Source organism: Erythrobacter sp. CCH5-A1 (assembly GCF_001557115.1).
Lineage (GTDB): Bacteria > Pseudomonadota > Alphaproteobacteria > Sphingomonadales > Sphingomonadaceae > Erythrobacter.
Window position 1 is genome coordinate 1 of sequence record NZ_LSKQ01000168.1, and the last position, 1,156, is coordinate 1,156.

At 62.5% G+C, this 1,156-nt stretch carries 2 protein-coding genes; both read right to left on the reverse strand.

All coding sequences use genetic code 11. The features are described 5' to 3' along the window. Positions 1-92 precede the first annotated feature (92 nt). On the reverse strand, positions 93-335 hold the full coding sequence (locus AX708_RS09330; protein ID WP_067490021.1) for a hypothetical protein: 243 nt from the start codon (positions 333-335) through the stop codon (positions 93-95). 464 nt (positions 336-799) lie between these two features. Then, on the reverse strand, positions 800-1,156 hold a 357-nt coding region (locus AX708_RS09335; RefSeq protein WP_233999635.1), incomplete at its 5' end, for a hypothetical protein.

The window sequence follows — 1,156 nt, forward strand, 5'->3', positions numbered from 1 at the left end:
GCGAAGCCGATGCGGACGCAGGTCCGCAAGGCCAGCAAGGGACTGCCGGTGCCCGCGCGCTGCTGGTCGCCCTGGGCCCTGCTCCGGCGCCCTCATCGGTTGAGGGCGGCCAGGTATGCGCCGATTGCGGTCGCCAGCGAGGCCATCGCGGCCAGGAAGAAGACCAGTGCGTTCTGAATCCGCAGCTGGCGCTCGATTCCTGACGTTGCATCGGTGATCTTCGTGCGGATGTGATTGTCGAGCTCTTGCACCACCCGTTCGGCTTCGTTCTGGTTGATCCGAACTGCGCGCAGAGCTTGGAAGAGGGTGATTTGCAGGCTCATCTTGACCTCCATTGCGTTGATTGCGGAGCGGCAAGGTCACAGTGCCGGTTGGGGTCGAGGACCGCTTGCGGCCGCGCAGCGGGCGACGGGGGAGCCGATTTTCGAGGAACGAGAAAATTGGGGGAACCGTCGATCCTCGACGCCGACTACAGGCACTGTGAGATTGTCCGATCGCTGAGACGGCGAGGTCATGTGTCCAGCATCACGGTGTCTCTCCTGCGCGTTCGGATCTCCGGAGCCTGCGGTGTTGCAGTGGGCTGAGCGATACAGCGTTGCTCTGTGCTGAGACATTCCATCGGGTAGTCTGCGATTGCGAACCGCGCTTCGCCCGACGACACTGTCCGGGCTATCTTCTGGCGCTTATGCGGGTGCGGCGGCGATGCCGGCGAGGCACGAATGTGCCGATGCGCCGGAGAGCAGCGCCGTGCCGTATGGTCGATGGATGGCGAGTAAAAAGGGGGCCGAAGCCCCCTGGGTCAGTTTATCGCATTGGTAATCGCGATAATCAGGCCAGCGATCACGATGGCGGTGCTAAAATACCACTTGGTGCGTGCGACATCTTTCGAGATCGCTTCGCGGGTGGCCCGAAGTTCTGCGATCAGCGGCGCGTTCGCTTCGGTGACTTTCATCGCGATGTGCCCTTCCAGCTCTTCGACGACCTTTTCGGCGTCGTTCGAGGGCACCTTAACAGACCGCAGTGCCTGATACAATGTGACTTGGATTCCCATGTGAACCTCCTGTGCTTGATGGGAGTTCCCGAGGGACGGTGCCTGCCAGCGGGTCAGGGACGTTCCTTCAGGAACGCCGCGCCAGCGGGCGCCGGGGGAGCCGAT

Bases quoted from the DNA above. Each gene is read 5' to 3' on its own strand.
- AX708_RS09330 (WP_067490021.1), bottom strand. From the start codon at position 335: ATGGAGGTCAAGATGAGCCTGCAAATCACCCTCTTCCAAGCTCTGCGC.